Consider the following 16,921-nt stretch of genomic DNA (forward strand, 5'->3'; position numbering starts at 1 on the left):
GAGTGAAGACATGGCGATCTTCCGGCCCGGCGCGTCGGCCACCACCCACCACGACCCCGGCCGTGCACACGGGACCGCGCTCGTCGCCTGCGCGGCCGCGGTGCTGGGTCTGCTCTGCGGCTGCGGAACCGAAGAAGGCTCGGGCGGGCAGGCTCAGAAGCTTCCCGGCACAGGCGAGCCGGCCACCGCCGCGCAGCCGCCGACCACGTCCGCGCGCACACCGAGCAGCGCCGCACCGCTCACCGGCAGCAGCCTCACCTCGTCCCGCGCCGGCTCGTCGCAGCCGCCCGGTGCCTCGGCGGCGTCCACCCACAGCTCCGCCGGCACCCGCTGCCACACCTCCGAGCTGCGCGCCTCGGTGGGCCGCAACAATCCGGGCGCCGGGCAGGAGAACTTCCCTCTCGTCCTGACCAACCGCTCCCAGCGCACCTGTACGGTGCACGGCTACCCCGGAGCGGCCTTCGTCGACGCGTCCGGCAAGCAGTTGGGCCCCGACCCCGAACGGTCGCCGCAGACGCCCACCACGCTCACGCTGGCACCCGGCCGGAGCGCCTCGGCCGGGCTGACGTTCTCCAACCCGCAGATCAGCGGAGCCCGTACGGCGACGCCCGCCGCGCTGCTCGTCACGCCGCCCGACGAACGGGACTCCCTCAGGGTGCCGTGGACACAGGGCGAGGTCCCCGTGTCCGGCAACTCCTCGTCCGTCTTCCTGACGGTCGTGCGCTCAGGAACCGGTGCCTGAGCGCCCCGCGTCAGCCCTGGCCCCCGCCGTAGTAGCCGTAACCGGATCCATAGCCGTAGCCCCCGTACCCGCCGCCGTACCCGGGTCCGCCGTACTGGCCGGTCCCTGAGCAGTAGTTGGGGTAGTAGCAGCTACTGCTTCCCCCGGGATACGAGGGATACGCCGGATAGGTGGGGTAGGCGGGACTCGTGGACGGGGCCGTCGGTTTCGGAGTCGACGGGGTCGGAGCGGGCTTGGTCCTGGAGGCGGTGGGCGACGGTGTGGTCGAGGGCCGGGGGGCGCTGGAGGCCGCGGGAGCCGGCTCGTCGTCGCCGTCCCAGTTGACCACCTCCATCTGGAGCGCGGGGGCCGACGTGTCGAGCGTCCAGCTCTGCGGCGCCTCGTCGTCGCGGGGCTTGAGAACGAGTGACGCCTTCTCCTTGGTGGAGGTGGGGGTCAGCGCCAGGTCCTGGTTCCAGCGCGGTACGAGGAGGCCCTGAAGGGTGAGGTCGTAGCGCACGTTCTTCGTGTCCGGCTTGGACGGGCCCGTGCACGGCTCCAGTTGGACCGAGTAGCCGAGGTGGGAGTCGAGGCAGAGGTCGGGGGTGTCCTGCAGACGCAGCAGCCCGTCGGACTCGTACGCCCACTGCGGGCTCGCCGCCGAGTTGCAGGAGGCGAGTTCGGTCTGCGCGCCGGCCACGGGTCTCTTGCCGACGAGGCCGATGCACAGCCCGGTCGCGGCGTTGCGCAGCCGGCCGCGCACGGTGCCGTCCGCCGAATCGCCGCTGCCGATCCAGGAGGGGTTGGCGCCGGGCTGCCGGCTGCCGTCCGAACTGGCCGTGCCGGTGGGCGCGTTGCCCGACGTTCCGTCCTCGCCACCCGAACCGAGCGCCGACCACAGCACGAGCGGGACCAGCACCAGGCCGCTCACCGTCAGCACGGCCAGGGTGAGGTTGCGACGGCGCGCGGAGCGACGCGGGGCCTTGTGGGCAGGCGGGCGTGCCTCTCCTCGCCCTTCGGCGCGCGGCGGGCGTCGGTCCGCATGCGTGTGGCGTACGGCGGTGGCCGCGCCGGCGGGTATGCCGGTGCCCGCGTCGGCGCCGGCGTCCGTACCCGGGTCGGTGCCCGTGTCGGTCCGCTCGGCGGCCGCGGTCGGCGTCACCTCCACGATCTCGGAGGCGCGAGCCGCCCGAGCGGTGAGGTAGGCCCGCGCGCCCCAGCCGAGGACCGACTCGGCCAGCGGGACGGCGAGTTCGCCGTGAAACTGGTTCAGCTGGTCGGCGGCGTGCCGGCAGTGCTCGCAGCGGTCCATGTGCGCCCGCAGGTCGGGATCGAGGTCGACGCCGCCGCGCCGTACGGACACATCCAGCATGCGGCTGTAGCGGCGGCACTCCTGCTCGGGGGCGAGTTCGCGATGGACCTCCAGGCAGGCCTCGCGCAGGCGTTCGCGGGCGCGCCGCAGCTCCACGCCGGCGTCGTCGACACTGAGACCCAACAGCGCGGCGGGTATGTCCAGTTGCTCGGCCTCGACCTCTGTGTGCCACAGCAGGCAGCGGCTGGGCTCCGGAAGCCGCTGGAACGCCCGGGCCAGCAGGCGCCTGTTCTCCCGCGGGAGGAGACGGTCCGCGGCCCGCTCGCCGCCCGAGCCGGACTGCAGCTCGGGATGGAGCAGCGTCTGTCGCTTGTCCGCATCCCATTCGGCGGCGATCCGGCGCGCGGTGACCAGCAGCTGCGGCCGCCATGCCGTCGCCGGGCCGGTCTGCCGCAGCGTGTCCCCGAACAGGCGGGTGAATGCGGCCGTGGTGAGGATTCCGGCGGAGCGTACGCCGTCGGTGCACAGTCGTGCGTAGCAGAAGACGGCTTCCCAGTGCCGGTCCAGAAGTTCCCCCACGGGATAGTGCGACGGCCGCTTCCCGGGGTTCTTCTTCAAGTCGGCCGCGAGCTGTCCGTCCGTCATGTCGAACGTCCGGCCGGGGGTGGGGGAATCCGACTGGGCTGGGTCATTCACGTTCGATTTCCTCCCAAAGGTAACGCAAGAATTAGTCCATACCAATGGGTATGTAGCCCACCCGACGAGACGGAAGGACTACCCATGGGGGGTTGACGCCTTGAACTCCCCCCTTCCGCAGCCCTTTTGGAGCAAGGAGGGAACGGGCGCTTCACGCGCGCGCAGAGAGAAGAAATTCGACTGCACGCCGACAGGGCACACCTTTGCACAGGCCACCGAGGCGAAACAAGAGATGCTGTCAATTTCCTATTCCCACCCCACGCGTGGACATTGACAGTACGTCAGCGAAGGCACCCCGAAAAGAAATACCCAATCCCTCCGGGTGGTCACGGAAGGGACGCATCCTGCCGCGTTCCCTTGTCCGTCGACGTTCGGGTGCACCCTTTGCCTGTTCGGCCGTCCGAGGTCGCCGGCCGGCCGCCCACCAGGCGAACACCCCGCCGACCGGAAAAGGCCTTTCACTCCTCATTGACGCCATGGCATGCTCATGCAATCCTCCGCTATGGGAGCGCTCCCAAGCAGCAGCCGCACGCGTGTTCGGTGTCCGCCTTATTCACCTCACTCCTGCCGGGAGCCGCTCATGCCCGAATTCCCCTTGCCCCGCCGTCGCTTCACGCACATCGCAATCGCCTTACTGACCGGGGCCGTGCTCTCCGGCGGTCTCGCGCTCGCCCCGGGAGCGGCCGCACTCCCCGCGGCACCCGCCGCCGCCACGACGCCGACTCCTGTGCGGGTCAACCAGGTCGGCTATCTGCCGGACGGCCCCAAGCGCGCGACGGTGGTGACCGCAGCCGCCCAGCCGCTCACCTGGCGACTGGTCAACGCGACCGGCGCGACGGTCGCCTCGGGCTCCACGGTCAGCCACGGGGCGGACGCCGCCTCCGGGCAGTCGACCCAGGTGGCGGACTTCTCCGCGTACCGGCGGGCGGGCACGGGATACGTCCTGGTGGTCGACGGGCAGAGCAGCGAACCCTTCGACATCCGCACCGACCTCTACGACGGGCTGCGCTCCGACACGCTGGCCTTCTTCTATCACCAGCGCAGCGGCATCCCCATCGAGGCGTCGCTGGTCGGCCCGGCGTACGCGCGCCCGGCCGGTCATCTCGGTGTCGCCCCGAACCAGGGCGACACGAACGTGCCCTGCCAGACCGGGGTGTGCGACTACACCCAGGACGTCAGGGGCGGCTGGTACGACGCGGGAGACCAGGGCAAGTACGTGGTCAACGGCGGTATTTCCACCTGGCTGGTGGTCAACTCCTTCGAGCGGGCGAAGAGAGCGGGACACGCCTCGGCGCTCGGTGACTCGACCCTGCGCGTCCCCGAGCGCGGCAACCGCGTACCGGACGTCCTGGACGAGGCACGCTGGGAGCTCGACTTCCTGATGCGGATGCAGATACCGGCGGGCAAGCCGTACGCCGGAATGGCCTTCCACAAGGTGCACGACGCCGCCTGGACCGGTCTGCCCACCCGTCCCGAGCAGGACTCACAGCCGCGCGAACTGCACCCTCCGTCCACCGCGGCCACCCTCAACCTCGCGGCCACCGCGGCCCAGTGCGCCCGCGTCTACCGGGCCTACGACGCCAAGTTCGCCGACCGGTGCCTGACCGCCGCCCGCCGGGCCTGGAGCGCGGCGCAGGCCAACCCGGCGCTGTACGCGCCCGATTCGGACAGCACGGGCGGCGGCGCGTACGGCGACACACGCGTCACCGACGAGTTCTACTGGGCCGCCGCCGAGCTGTACGCCACGACCGGCGAGCGCACCTACCGCAGCGCGGTCACCTCCTCGCCCTGGCACACGTCGAACGACGCCTTCACCCCCGGGGGCTTCAGCTGGGCGGACACCGCCGCGCTGGCCCGCCTCACCCTGGCGACCGTCCCCACCAAGCTGCCCGCCTCCGACATCGCGCGCGTGCGCTCCTCGGTGACGGCCGCGGCGGACGGCTATCTCTCGACGATGGCCGGCCAGGGCTACGCGGTCCCGATCCCCTCCACCGGGTACGTGTGGGGCTCCAACAGCGCGGTCACCGACAACGCGATCGTGATGGCCGTCGCCCACGAGCTGACCGGCAAGAAGCGGTATCGCGCCGGCGTGCTGGAGTCGATGGACTACCTGCTGGGCCGCAACGCCCTGAACCAGTCGTACGTCACCGGGTACGGCGAGCAGTACTCCCAGAACGAGCACCACCGCTTCTGGTCGCACCAGTACGACGCCTCGCTCCCCCATCCCCCGGCGGGCTCGCTGGCGGGCGGCCCCAACAGCGGGCTGCAGGACCCGGTCGCGCAGGAGAACCTGCCCGGTTGCGCGCCGGCGGCCTGCTACATCGACGACATCGGCTCGTACTCGACGAACGAGGTGGCCGTGAACTGGAACGCGCCGCTGGCATGGCTCGCCGCGTATGCCGCCGAGCGGCCGAAGCAGGCCTGACGGCGGCGCACGGGCGCCGGTCGCGGTGACGCGCCGGTGCCCGTGCCCCGTCGGCGTCAGTGCCCGCTGATGGCGTGCGGCTTGTAGGGCTGCTCCAGCTGTTCGACGTCCTTCTCGGTCAGCTCCAGGTCCACCGCGGCGACGGCGTCGTCGAGGTGCTCCGGCCTGGTGGCGCCGACGATGGGCGCGGTGACGGTGTCCTGGTGCAGCAGCCAGGCGAGGGCGACCTGGGCGCGTGGCACGTCCCGCCCGGCGGCGATCCGGGCGACGGCGTCGACGATCTCCCTGTCGCCCTCCTGGTACAGGTTCCGGCCGAACCCGTCGGTCCGGCTGCGCGCGGTGGCCGTGTCCCAGTCGCGAGTGAGCCGGCCGCGCGCCAGCGGGCTCCAGGGCACCACGCCCACGCCCTGGTCACGGCAGAGCGGCAGCATCTCGCGCTCCTCCTCGCGATAGAGGAGGTTGTAGTGGTTCTGCATGGAGACGAACCGCGTCCAGCCGTTCATCCGGGCCGTGTACTGCGCCTTGGAGAACTGCCAGGCGTACATCGAACTCGCCCCGATGTAACGGGCCTTGCCTGCCTTGACCACGTCGTGCAGGGCCTCCATCGTCTCCTCGACGGGGGTGGCCGGGTCGAAGCGGTGGATCTGGTAGAGGTCGACGTAGTCGGTGCCCAGACGGCGCAGGCTGTGGTCGATCTCCGCCATGATCGCCTTGCGGGACAGGCCGCGGCCGTTGGGGCCCTGGTGCATCGCGCCGTTCACCTTGGTCGCAAGGACGACCTCGTCGCGGCGGGCGAAGTCGGCCAGCGCGCGGCCGACGATCTCCTCGCTGGTGCCGTCGGAGTACACGTTCGCCGTGTCGAAGAAGTTGATCCCGGCGTCCAGCGCCCGCCGGATGAGCGGCCGCGACGCCTCCTCGTCGAGCGTCCACTCGTGCGGGCCGCGGTCGGGGACGCCGAAACTCATGCAGCCCACACAGATCCGGGACACCTCCAGGCCCGTCGCCCCGAGCTTCACGTACCGCATGCTCATTTGCTGCCTCCCGTGAGGATCGACACCGACGCCCTGATCCCTGCCCGCCAGGCGGACGGCGAAGCCCGGTGAATCCCGCCGGGCCGGGGCCGGGGAATCTTCGCGCGCCGCAGGTGTTGAATCCCATGTGAGCTCAGTGATCGCAGGGACCCGCTTCTCCGTGCTCGACCGCTCCCGCACCCGCGAGGGGCACGGAGGCGCCGAGGCGCTGCGCGACACCGTGCGTCTGGCCCAGGACCTGGAGGGGCTCGGCTACCACCGGATCTGGGTCTCGGAGCACCACGGCGTGCCCGGTGTGGCCGGCTCCGCGCCGACCGTACTGGCGGCCGCGGTCGCAGCCGCCACCCATACGATCCGGGTCGGCACCGGCGGTGTGATGCTGCCCAACCACCAACCGCTGGTCGTCGCCGAGCAGTTCGGGGTCCTGGAGTCGTTGTTCCCCGGGCGGATCGACATGGGCCTGGGCCGCTCGGTCGGCTTCACGGACGGGGTGCGCAAGGCGCTCGGCCGGGACCGGGACGACGCCGACGACTTCGCGGTACAGCTGGCCGAGCTGCTCGGCTGGTTCAGCGGCACCTCGCCGACCGGCGTGCACGCGCGTCCCTCGGAGGGGCTGGCCGTGCCGCCCTTCGTGCTCGCGATGGGCGAGGGTGCCACGATCGCGGCTCAGGCGGGCCTCCCGATGGTCATCGGGGACCTCAGGAACCGCGAGAAGATGCAGCGCGGCATCGAGCACTACCGGGCGACCTTCCGCCCCTCCCCCTGGGCGTCCCAGCCGTACGTCGTCATCTCCGGCACGGTCGCGGTCGCCGCCACCCCCGAGGCGGCGCACCGCCTGCTGCTCCCCGAGGCCTGGTCGATGGCCCACTCCCGTACCCGTGGCACGTTCCCGCCGCTGCCGCCCGCCGAGCGCGTCGAGAACCTCACGCTGAGCGCCAAGGAGCGGGGCTTCTTCGAGTCCGGGCTGACCGGCCACATCGCCGGAACCGAGGAGCAGGTCGCCCACGAGCTGGAGACGGTGATCAAGGAGACCGGCGCGCAGGAGGTGCTGGTCACGACCAGTACGTACGACCGTGACGCCCTGCTGGACTCCTATCGGAGGCTGGCCCGGGTCGCGGGACTGGCCGCGGCCTAGAATCGTGGGGTTTGCCCCGGCCTCACACCACCCGTGCCCCAGGAGCCCCGTCGATGCCCAGCCCTCATGACTCCTACGTCCGCGTCCGGGGCGCCCGCGAGCACAATCTGCGGGGCGTGGACGTCGACATCCCGCGCGACGTCCTCGCGGTCTTCACCGGCGTCTCCGGCTCCGGCAAGTCCTCGCTGGCCTTCGGGACGATCTACGCGGAGGCGCAGCGGCGCTATTTCGAGTCGGTCGCGCCGTACGCGCGGCGGCTGATCCATCAGGTCGGGGCGCCGAAGGTCGGGGAGATCACGGGGCTGCCGCCGGCGATCTCTTTGCAGCAACGCCGGTCGGCTCCCGGTTCGCGGTCCTCCGTCGGCACGGTCACCAATCTCTCCAACTCGCTGCGGATGCTGTTCTCGCGGGCCGGCGACTACCCGGCGGGGGCCGCGCGCCTCGACTCGGACGCCTTCTCGCCGAACACGGCGGTCGGGGCCTGCCCGGAGTGTCATGGTCTCGGTCAAGTGCACCGTACGACCGAGGGGTTGCTGATCCCTGATCCCTCGCTGTCGATCCGTGAGGGAGCCATCGCCGCTTGGCCGGGCGCCTGGCAGGGCAAGAACCTGCGCGATGTGCTCGACACGCTGGGGTACGACGTGGACCGGCCGTGGCGCGAGCTGCCCGCGAAGGAGCGCGAGTGGATCCTGTTCACGGACGAGCAGCCGGTCGTCACCGTGCACCCGGTGCGGGACGCCGGACGCATCCAACGCCCTTACCAGGGAACGTACATGAGCGCCCAGCGCTATGTGCTGAAGACGTTCTCCGACACCAAGAGCCCGACCCTGCGGGCCAAGGCCGAGCGGTTTCTGACCAGTTCGCCGTGTCCGGCGTGCGGCGGCAGGCGGCTGCGGCCCGAAGCGCTGGCCGTGACGTTCGCGGGCCGCACGATCGCAGAGCTGGCCGCGCTCCCGCTGGCCGAACTGGCCGGGACCCTGCACGGGAGTTCGGAGACCGCCCGGGTACTCACCGACGATCTGAAGTCCCGCATCGCGCCCGTGGCCGAGCTCGGTCTCGGCTATCTCAGCCTCGACCGCGCCACGCCGACCCTGTCGGCGGGTGAGCTGCAACGGCTGCGGCTGGCCACGCAGTTGCGCTCCGGGCTTTTCGGTGTCGTCTACGTCCTCGACGAACCGTCCGCCGGACTGCACCCGGCCGACACGGAGGCCCTGCTCACGGTCCTCGACCGGCTGAAGGCGGCGGGCAACTCGGTGTTCGTGGTCGAGCACCATCTCGACGTCATGCGCGGCGCCGACTGGCTCGTCGACGTCGGCCCGCGCGCGGGCGAGCACGGCGGACGCGTCCTGCACAGCGGCCCGGTGGCCGCGCTCGCGGCGGTCGAGGGGTCCGCGACGGCCCGCTTCCTCTTCGACCGCTCCCCAGCACCCGTACGTGAAGTCCGGCCGCCGCGAGGCCAGTTGAAGGTCGGCCCGGTGACCCGGCACAACCTGCGCGGAGTGACCGCCGAGTTCCCGCTCGGCGTGCTCACGGCCGTCACAGGTGTCTCCGGCTCCGGCAAGTCCACCCTCATCGGCGAGGTGACGGAAGAGCTGCCGGGTGTCGGGCGGCTCGTCTGCGTGGACCAGAAGCCCATCGGCCGTACCCCGCGCTCGAACCTGGCGACGTACACCGGCCTCTTCGACGTCGTGCGCAAGGTGTTCGCCGCGACGAAGGAGGCGCGGCGGCGCGGCTACGGCGTGGGGCGCTTCTCCTTCAACGTCGCCGGCGGGCGCTGCGAGACCTGTCAGGGCGAGGGGTTCGTCAGCGTGGAGCTGCTCTTCCTGCCCAGCACGTACGCGCCGTGCCCGGACTGCGGCGGTGCGCGCTACAACCCCGAGACCCTCGAAGTGACCTACCACGGACGCAACATCGCCCAGGTGCTCGACCTGACGGTGGAGGCCGCGGCGGAGTTCTTCACCGACACCGACACCGCGGTCGTCACCCGGAGCCTGACCACGCTGATCGACGTCGGCCTCGGCTATCTGCGTCTCGGCCAGCCCGCGACGGAGCTGTCCGGCGGCGAGGCCCAACGCATCAAGCTGGCCTCGGAGTTGCAGCGCGTGCGCCGCGGCCACACTCTCTACGTCCTCGACGAACCGACGACCGGTCTGCACCCGGCCGACGTCGAGGTACTGATGCGCCAGCTCCATGGCCTCGTCGACGCGGGCCACACCGTCGTCGTGGTCGAGCACGACATGGCGGTGGTCGCGGGCGCCGACTGGGTCATCGACCTCGGCCCGGGCGGCGGCGACGCGGGCGGACGGATCGTGGCGACGGGACCGCCGGGCGAGGTGGCCCGGACGACCGGGAGCGCGACGGCTCCCTACCTTGCCCGCACGCTCCCACCCGGCCAATAGCCGAGACGACCGGTGGTGGGGCCGTCACCTGGCGGATGACAGCGACAGGGCACCTAAATGAGTAGTACTCATTTCAGACGTCAATTTCGCCGGCCAAGTCGCGCGGGCCGCAGCGAGCATGCCGACCCCGTCAACCAACCACGCTTCCACCTGGGGAATCTCCTCGCCGCCGAGGGTGCGTACGGGCGCCGAGCCCGATGCGTCCGCATGTCATCGGTGTTGCGCCAGTGAAAAATAAGCATGCCTATCTCCTTGACTCAACTGCCTTCCTGCATCGATAAATGCAACTCATAAGTAGCGGGGTTCGAGGAGGGACACCACAGATGAGACCCCTACGCATCGGCGCGGGGACGGTCCAGGCGCTCGCAGCGGCAACCGTCGTCTTCGCTGCCGTGCTGCCCCGCTCAACCCGCCTACGCGGCCACGACGAACTTCTACGTCGACCCTGTCAACGGCAGTGACAGCAACTCGGGAACCGGCACCGCCGCGGCGTTCAAGACCGTCCAGGCCGCCAAGACCGACGGCGCGTACTTCTTCATCGCGGACTTCAGTGTCCAGCAGGCCGGCGGTGCGCTGGAGGACGCGACCGGCACGCCGACCGTCAACCCGTCGACGTACTACACGATCAAGAACGTCAACAGCGGGCAGATGATGGACGTCAACGGGGCGTCCACCGCCGACGGCGCGAGCGTCCTGCAGTGGCCGAGCACCGGTGGGGCCAACCAGCAGTGGAACATCGTTCCGGTGAGTGGACAGCTCTACAAGATCGTGAGCAGGAACAGCGGCAAGGTCCTCGACATCAACGGTGGCAGCCACTGGAAGGGGACCACGCTGCAGCAGTACGCCTACGGCGGCGGGAACAACCAGCTGTGGTACTTCGAGCAGACCAGCGGTGGGTACCGCATCCGCAACTTCGAGAACAGGCAGACCCTGGAGGTGAGCAACGCATCGACGGCGAACGGGGCCGCCATCGATCAGTGGATGCCCCTGAACCAGTCCAACCAGGTTTGGACGATCCAGTGACAGGGTGATCCCGGAATGTGGAAGCCGCCCCTTCGCGAAGGGGCGGCTTCGGCATTCACTTCTCCTCGGCCGGGGTCGGTACATCGGCGGGCAGCAGTCCCCGTTCCTTGAGCTCCGCCCAGAGCGCGCCGGGAATGGGGTGGTCGACCATCGCGGCGGCGTCCCGCACCTCGCCGCCGCTGCGGGTGCCGACCAGGACCGACGCGACGGCCGGGTGCCCGAAGGGGAACCGGAGCGCGGCGGCACGCAACGGGACGCCGTGCCGCTCGCATGCCTCTTTCAACTGCGTGGCCCGGGCGAGAAGTTCGGTGGGGGCTGCGGCGTAGTCGAAGGTGGCGCCGGGCTTCGGGTCGGCGAGCAGGCCGGAGTTGAAGACCCCGCCGGCGACCACGCCGACGCCGCGTTCGGCGGCGACCGGCAGGAGCTCGGCCAGGCCTCGCTGGTCGAGCAGGCTGTAGCGGCCGGCCAGCAGCACGGCGTCGATGTCCGTCTCACGGACGAACCGGGCAGGCAGCTCGGCCTGGTTCATACCGACGCCGATCGCGCCGAGCACGCCCTCGGCGCGCAGGCGTTCCAGCTCGGGGTAGGCCTCGGTGAGGGCCCATTCGGCGTGGTCGTCCGGGTCGTGCAGGTAGGCGATGTCGATCCGGTCCACGCCCAGGCGCTCAAGGCTGCCCTCCAGTGAGCGGCGTACGCCCTCGGCGCTGAAGTCCCATCGGCGGCGGTGCGTTGCGGGGACGGCGAAGCCGCCGTGGGCCAGGTCATCACCGTCAACGTCGCCGGAGCCAGTGGGCTCCAGGAGACGGCCGACCTTGGTCGAGATCGTGTACTCCTCGCGGGGCATGCCGCGCAACACGGCGCCGAGCCGGCGTTCGGACAGGCCGAGGCCGTAATGCGGGGCGGTGTCGAAGTACCGGACACCGCACTCCCAGGCGGCGACGACGGCTTCCTCGGCCTCGGTGTCGGTGACCGGGGTGAACAGATTGCCGATCGCTGCCGCGCCGAAGGCGAGTTCACTGACCCGCACCGGCCCGGGTCCGAGCATGTTCTGGCGCATCGTCATGGCCTTACCTCGGGTCGCACGCGCAGGCCCGCCATGCCGCCGTCGACGGCGAGGGCGGTGCCGGTGTCCTCGGTGCTTCCGGTAGCACCGATGCCGATCCCGGAGGCGCCTCCGCTGACCAACGCCGTGAGTCCTTCGAGGTCTGTCGTCGTCATGCCTGCGACTCCTTATGGAAGATCATGTTCTTGGCAGCGGATGCCGGTGACAGGCCGCGTTGAGGGCGGCTGTCGCGTCGGCGGCCGGGATGAGGCGGCAGAGGTTGCCGATCACGGACGCCCCGAGCCCTGTTGGTGCGGGTGGTGGGGCGCCGGTTTGGGGGGCCGGTCAGCGTCTGACGTGGGCTGATCCGCCCGCGATGAGGGCTTCGACCTCGGCGAGGGTGGCCATGGAGACATCGCCGGGGGTGGTCGAGGTGGGTGCGCCGTGGGCGGTGCCGTAGGCCAGGGCCTGCTTCAGGCCGGTGTTGCTGAGCAGGCCGTGGATCAGGCCGGCCGCGAAGCCCTCGCCGGAGCCGACGCGGTCCAGGACGTGCAGTCCGGGCGTCCGGCGGCCGGCGACGAAGCCCGTTTCGGCGGACCAGACGGCTGAGGACCAGTCGTTGACTCCGGCCGAGGGGACCTCGCGCAAGGTCGTTGCCGGCACCCGTGCGCCGGGCAGCGGGCCCGCCACCTCGGCGAGCGCGTCCGCCGCCTCGTCGGCACTGAAGCGCGCCTGACCCGGGTAGGTTCCGGCCACGCCCAGGGCGCCCACGATGACGTCGGCGTGCCGGGCGAGTCGCAGGTCCACCTCGCGGGAGGCGTCAGCGCCGGCCCACAGGCCCGTTCAGTACGTACGAGTGAGGCGGTAGAAGGTGGTCGCGGTGCCCGCGAGGATCGCCGAGGTCTCGTCGGCGGAAAATCCGTCGAGCAGTTCGTCCACCGTGGCGGCCCAGCGGTTCCAGCCGCCCGCGAGGTTCGCCACCGGCCAGTCGGAGCCGAACATCAGGCGGTCGGGACCGAAGGCGGAGAGCAGGACGTCCCACACCGGGCGGATGTCGTCGACGGTCCACCTCTCGTGGTCCGCCTCGGTGATCAGCCCCGACACCTTGCACACCACATGCGGGTGTGCGGCGAGGAGGCGCAACTGGCTTTCCCATTCGGCCAGTTCACCGTCGGCGATCGACGGCTTGCCGGCGTGGTCGAGTACCTGGGGCAGGTCCGGGAAGCGTTCGGCCAGCCGGATCGCCTGGTCGAGCTGGTGGTTGCGGACGAGCACGTCGTAGCAGAGCCCGCGGTCCCGGGCCGCCGCCAACCCGCGTTCGACATCGGGGCGTTGCAGCCATTCCGGATCCGTCTCGCCCTGTACGAGATGACGCAGGGACCGCAGGTAGGTGCCGCCCGGCCCGGCGAGCAACCTGTCGAGCCCGTCGCCGATCTCCGGAGAGGTGAGATCCGCCCAGCCGACCACGGCTGCGATCAGCGGCTCCCGCTCCGCGAGCGCGAGCAGGTCCTGTGTCTCGGGAACGTCCGGCACGCACTGCACGGCGACCGTGCTGTGCAGACGCCGGCCCGCGACGGGCCGAATGGCGGTCGTACGCAGGTCGTCGGGGGTGAAGGTGCGGCGGATCGTTGCCAGGGCGGGGTCGTCGAGCCAGTGCTGCGGACGCTGGTCGAGGTCCCACAGGTGGTGGTGGGCGTCGATGAGTGGGGCGGCGGTGCGGGTCACTGGTGGTCCAAGTCGGGTCGGTCCACGCCGGGTGGGGTCCATGTGGTCTGGGGCGAGGTGTGTCAGGCGCTGGTGGTGTCACCTGGCGGGTTCAGGTGCCAGATCTCGGCGAGCTCCGTCCACTGGCGTGCGTCGCCCTGGTCGGGCCAGGGCTCCTGGCAGGGGTCGGTGAGTTTCCACCACTCCTGGGTCTCGGGGTCGGCTTCGAGGGTGGCCATGTCGGTCTCGAAGTCGGCGCCGTGGTACTCGAAGTAGGCGAACAGCGCGTCACCGTGGAGGTAGATGCTGTAGTTGCGGATGTTCGACCGGTGCAGGGCGGCTTCGACGCCGGGCCAGACGGCCGAGTGGAGTTCGAGGTACTCCTCGCGGTGCTCGGGTCGGAGCCTGATGGTCTGGGCGACGCGCTTCATGCGGTGCTCTCCTCCTTGCCCGGGGAGGGCCGGCCGACCGGAGTGTCGAACGGTGTGCGGTAGCTGGGAGCGTTCGTGCGCAGGTCGAGCCGCAGGGTGAGCCGGATACGAGTGGACGCGGGCAGCCGGACCGTCAGAAAGGCACTGTCACAGGCCTCCTCCGCCTCGGCGACGACCGGCTCGGTGTGACCGTAGTCGTACATGTCCCCCGTCCAGGTGTCGTCCTCGCAGGTGGTGTACCTGACGGTGGTGATGGTGTGCTCGGCGAAGGCGCCGGCCTGCACGATCACCGTGCGCGTGGACTCGGGGGAGAGGTTGACGAGCTCGACGGTGGTCGCTTCGGGGTCGATGGAGGTGACCAGCGCGGCCACGTCCGGCGGCAGACCGGCACGGCGGGCCTCGGCGTCGTGGTAGCGCAGCCGAGCCTGCTGCAGACCGCCGTTGTACAGCACCTGCGGGCCGCCCCACGTCAGTTGGACCAGGGCTTCGGTGACCACGGGGTTGGACTGCTGCCACACATGGATGTCGGCCTCGGGCACGTCCAGGTCGCGGTAGCGGTCCATGCGCCGCAGGCGGTGGCGGACCTGGGCCTGGGCGGTCGCGAGGATCCGCTCGGGGTAGCCGGGGTCGTCGCCGGCGAGGAAGGCGAACCAGGCCTTCTCGTGCCCGGACTCCTCCTTGGCCCTGAACGGCCGGACGGTGCGCCAGTCGATGCCGTCGACTTCGCGCAGTCCCTCCAGCCGGGCACGGTCCGCTTCGGAGGCGGTGTGGTGCCACAGCGCCACCGGGACGGGCGGGGTGGCCGGGTTGTAGTCGAACCAGCCCGAGTCGTTGTGGCGGAAGGGGAGGTGCGGAGTGGGTGTGCGGATGTCGGGGCCGAGTTCGACCGCCCACTTGGAGGGGAGGCTGGAGTCCGCTTCGGTGTGGGGCATCACCTTGGCGTGGCCGATGAGGGCGTCGAGGGATGTCGCGACCATGGAGAGGTAGCCGTCGTCCCCGGTGACCGTGGCCGCCGCGAGCGCCGCCACACAGGCCGCGTGGCCGACGCTGTGCCAACCGTGCGGCCAGGACCAGCCGTAGTGGCCGCCGTACCAGCGGCCCTCCAGCAGGCTGCCGACGACGCCGTCCGGGCCGGCGTTGTCCGGGATGAGACCGCCGTTCGCCTCGGTGCGCTCCCGCCACGCGCCGACGTACTCGACGATCCAGTCGCGGTAGCGCTCCTCGCCGGACAGGATCCAGGCGTTGAGGACCAGGCCGGCCGCCGCGAGGTTGACCGCGGTGTCACCGACGCCCGTCCGGTCCCGCATCTGCGCGCCGAGACGCGGGTCCGCGGAGAGCGGGTGGGGGCCGCCTTCGGCCTCGGGGATCCAGTCGAGCGGGAAGCCGTACGTCTCTGCTTCCTTGAGCATCCAGGGATAGACGTCACCGTCGAACAGGCCCGTGCGCTCGGGGTCGCTGCCGTTGTGCGGGCGGGTGATGACCCGGTGCTCGGGGTCGTAGTTGCCCTTGGCCGGGTCGACGTACAACTCGGCGAAGCGCAGGGCGCGTTCGGACCAGCGGTCGGGCGCGGCCATGCTGAGGAAGTAGAGCAGGAGCAGGCTCTCGCCCTGGTGGAACCAGTCGTATCCGCGCTCGAACTCGTCGTGCAGCATGTCCAGTTCGGTGAGCTGCCGGGTCACGCCCTCCCAGTGCTTCTCACTGGCCGGCAGCAGGTCGTCGGCGCCGCCCAGGAGGTAGAGCTGGGGCCAGTTGAAGAACACCTCGTAGAAGTCGTCCACACCGTCGCGGGTGGTCAGCGGGCCGGAGTAGTTCAGTCGTCCGTCCGATCCGGTGAAGTCGCGGGCGAAGCGCCGCCAGGCGTGGTCGAGGAGATCGAACAGAGACCGCTGCGCCACGGCCCAGCCGGGTGGTTCGAGCAGCGGCACCCTCGCCTCTGTCTCGGGTGGCGGGACCGGCTGGTCGTGGGGGGCGTCCTTGGCCGAGGTGCGGTCGGCAGAGCTGTAGGGCACGGGGATCTCCGTTCGGGGTGGGCGGCGGGGCGGCGCAGGCCGGAGACGGCGGCCGGGACGGGCCGCTATTCCTTGGTGGCGCCGGCGAGCATCCCGCTGACCAGGAAGCGCTGGGCGAAGAGGAAGACGACCAGCACGGGCGTGATGGCGACGAGGGTGGCCAGAGCCAGCTGCGGCCGCTGGATCGCGAGGTCGCCGACGGCCGGGTTGAAGGACGGCACGTTGCTGAGCAGGCTTCCGACCCCCACCTGGATGGGCATCTGGCTGCTCTCGGGGAGCATCACGTACGGCAGGAAGTAGTTGGTCCAGTTGGCGACGAAACTGAAGAAGCCCACGAGCGCGATGACCGGTGTCGCCAGCGGCAGCGCGATGTGCCAGAAGACGCGGAACTCCGAGCAGCCGTCCATCCGGGCCGCCGCCAGCAGGTCCTTCGGTACGGCGGTGGTGAAGTAGATGTACGTCAGGTACACGCCGAACGGGTAGAACGAGTACGGCAGGATGATCGACCACATCGTGCCGATCAGGTGCACCGCGTTGATCTCCAGGAACAGCGGCACCACCAGCGTGGCGTTCGGCATGAGCATCACGACCAGCGTCGCGATCAGCAGGGTGTGCCGGCCGCGGAACTCGGTCATGGCCAGGGCGTATCCCGCGGGAATGGCGACAGCGAGCGTGATGACCAGCGAGATCACCGCGTAGAGGGCCGAGTTGCCGAGCCACTGCATGACGGCGTTGTCCTGGAACGCCGTGAGGGCGTGCCAGTTCGACTTCAGCGCGTGGAAGGAGCCGAAGGACAGCGGATTGTCGTGGACCAGTTGCTGGTCGGTCTTGGTCGCCGCGAGGACGAGCCACAGCACCGGCAGCACGAAGAAGGCGAGGAATGCGGCCAGTACGGATCCGGTCAGCAGCCGGGAGCCCAGGTGCCGTACGGGCCGGCGGTGCGGCGGCCGGTGGTGGTGAGATCGGCTCATGAGGGGCGCTTCCCGTTCCGGG

Annotated in this window: 13 protein-coding genes and 1 pseudogene; 5 read left to right on the plus strand and 9 right to left on the minus strand. The window is 70.7% G+C overall.

The annotated features are described in order from the left end of the window. Positions 1-10 precede the first annotated feature (10 nt). Positions 11-742, plus strand: a complete 732-nt coding sequence (locus ABZS97_RS07325; RefSeq protein ID WP_356134599.1) for a DUF4232 domain-containing protein — start codon at positions 11-13, stop codon at positions 740-742. A 10-nt stretch (positions 743-752) separates the two neighbouring features. On the opposite strand, the gene ABZS97_RS07330 is transcribed toward ABZS97_RS07325, so the two are convergent. Then, positions 753-2,729, minus strand: coding sequence for a ricin-type beta-trefoil lectin domain protein (locus tag ABZS97_RS07330; protein ID WP_356134601.1), 1,977 nt, complete (start codon positions 2,727-2,729; stop codon positions 753-755). A gap of 580 nt (positions 2,730-3,309) precedes the next feature. Between ABZS97_RS07330 and ABZS97_RS07335 the strand changes: the two genes are divergently transcribed. Beyond that, on the plus strand, positions 3,310-5,154 hold the full coding sequence (locus ABZS97_RS07335; RefSeq protein WP_356134603.1) for a glycoside hydrolase family 9 protein: 1,845 nt from the start codon (positions 3,310-3,312) through the stop codon (positions 5,152-5,154). A gap of 56 nt (positions 5,155-5,210) precedes the next feature. On the opposite strand, the gene ABZS97_RS07340 is transcribed toward ABZS97_RS07335, so the two are convergent. After that, positions 5,211-6,179: an aldo/keto reductase gene (locus ABZS97_RS07340; protein ID WP_356134687.1), complete on the minus strand. Its 969-nt coding sequence runs from the start codon at positions 6,177-6,179 to the stop codon at positions 5,211-5,213. A gap of 133 nt (positions 6,180-6,312) precedes the next feature. Between ABZS97_RS07340 and ABZS97_RS07345 the strand changes: the two genes are divergently transcribed. The 3 genes from ABZS97_RS07345 (at position 6,313) to ABZS97_RS07355 (ending at position 10,742) form a co-directional block, all read left to right on the plus strand. Further along, complete coding sequence (locus ABZS97_RS07345; protein WP_356134605.1) at positions 6,313-7,320, plus strand: LLM class flavin-dependent oxidoreductase; 1,008 nt, start codon at positions 6,313-6,315, stop codon at positions 7,318-7,320. Between the two features lie 53 nt (positions 7,321-7,373). After that, positions 7,374-9,719 carry an excinuclease ABC subunit UvrA gene (locus tag ABZS97_RS07350; protein ID WP_356134607.1) on the plus strand — a complete coding sequence of 782 codons (2,346 nt, stop codon included), beginning with the start codon at positions 7,374-7,376 and terminating at the stop codon, positions 9,717-9,719. Positions 9,720-10,292: 573 nt separating this feature from the next. Next, positions 10,293-10,742, plus strand: coding sequence for an RICIN domain-containing protein (locus tag ABZS97_RS07355; RefSeq protein ID WP_356134689.1), 450 nt, complete (start codon positions 10,293-10,295; stop codon positions 10,740-10,742). A 55-nt stretch (positions 10,743-10,797) separates the two neighbouring features. On the opposite strand, the gene ABZS97_RS07360 is transcribed toward ABZS97_RS07355, so the two are convergent. The 7 genes and pseudogenes from ABZS97_RS07360 to ABZS97_RS07390 form a co-directional block, all read right to left on the minus strand. Continuing rightward, on the minus strand, positions 10,798-11,799 hold the full coding sequence (locus ABZS97_RS07360; protein WP_356134692.1) for an aldo/keto reductase: 1,002 nt from the start codon (positions 11,797-11,799) through the stop codon (positions 10,798-10,800). A 2-nt stretch (positions 11,800-11,801) separates the two neighbouring features. Next, positions 11,802-11,960 carry a hypothetical protein gene (locus ABZS97_RS07365; protein WP_356134609.1) on the minus strand — a complete coding sequence of 53 codons (159 nt, stop codon included), beginning with the start codon at positions 11,958-11,960 and terminating at the stop codon, positions 11,802-11,804. Positions 11,961-12,129: 169 nt separating this feature from the next. After that, a pseudogene (locus ABZS97_RS07370) lies at positions 12,130-12,621 on the minus strand (sugar kinase); the annotation flags it as partial. A 6-nt stretch (positions 12,622-12,627) separates the two neighbouring features. Beyond that, on the minus strand, positions 12,628-13,509 hold the full coding sequence (locus ABZS97_RS07375) for an amidohydrolase family protein (RefSeq protein WP_356134611.1): 882 nt from the start codon (positions 13,507-13,509) through the stop codon (positions 12,628-12,630). Between the two features lie 62 nt (positions 13,510-13,571). Continuing rightward, entirely contained in the window at positions 13,572-13,919 is a 348-nt protein-coding gene (locus ABZS97_RS07380; protein WP_356134614.1) for an L-rhamnose mutarotase, read from the minus strand. Then, the gene (locus ABZS97_RS07385) at positions 13,916-15,844 is read right to left on the minus strand and encodes a hypothetical protein (RefSeq protein ID WP_356134694.1); all 1,929 of its coding nucleotides are present in this window, start codon (positions 15,842-15,844) and stop codon (positions 13,916-13,918) included. The genes ABZS97_RS07380 and ABZS97_RS07385 overlap by 4 nt, the downstream gene beginning before the upstream one ends. A 149-nt stretch (positions 15,845-15,993) precedes the next feature. Then, entirely contained in the window at positions 15,994-16,899 is a 906-nt protein-coding gene (locus ABZS97_RS07390) for a carbohydrate ABC transporter permease (protein ID WP_356134617.1), read from the minus strand. Positions 16,900-16,921: the final 22 nt, after the last annotated feature.

Source organism: Streptomyces sp. NPDC005485 (genome assembly GCF_040606085.1).
Lineage (GTDB): Bacteria > Actinomycetota > Actinomycetes > Streptomycetales > Streptomycetaceae > Streptomyces.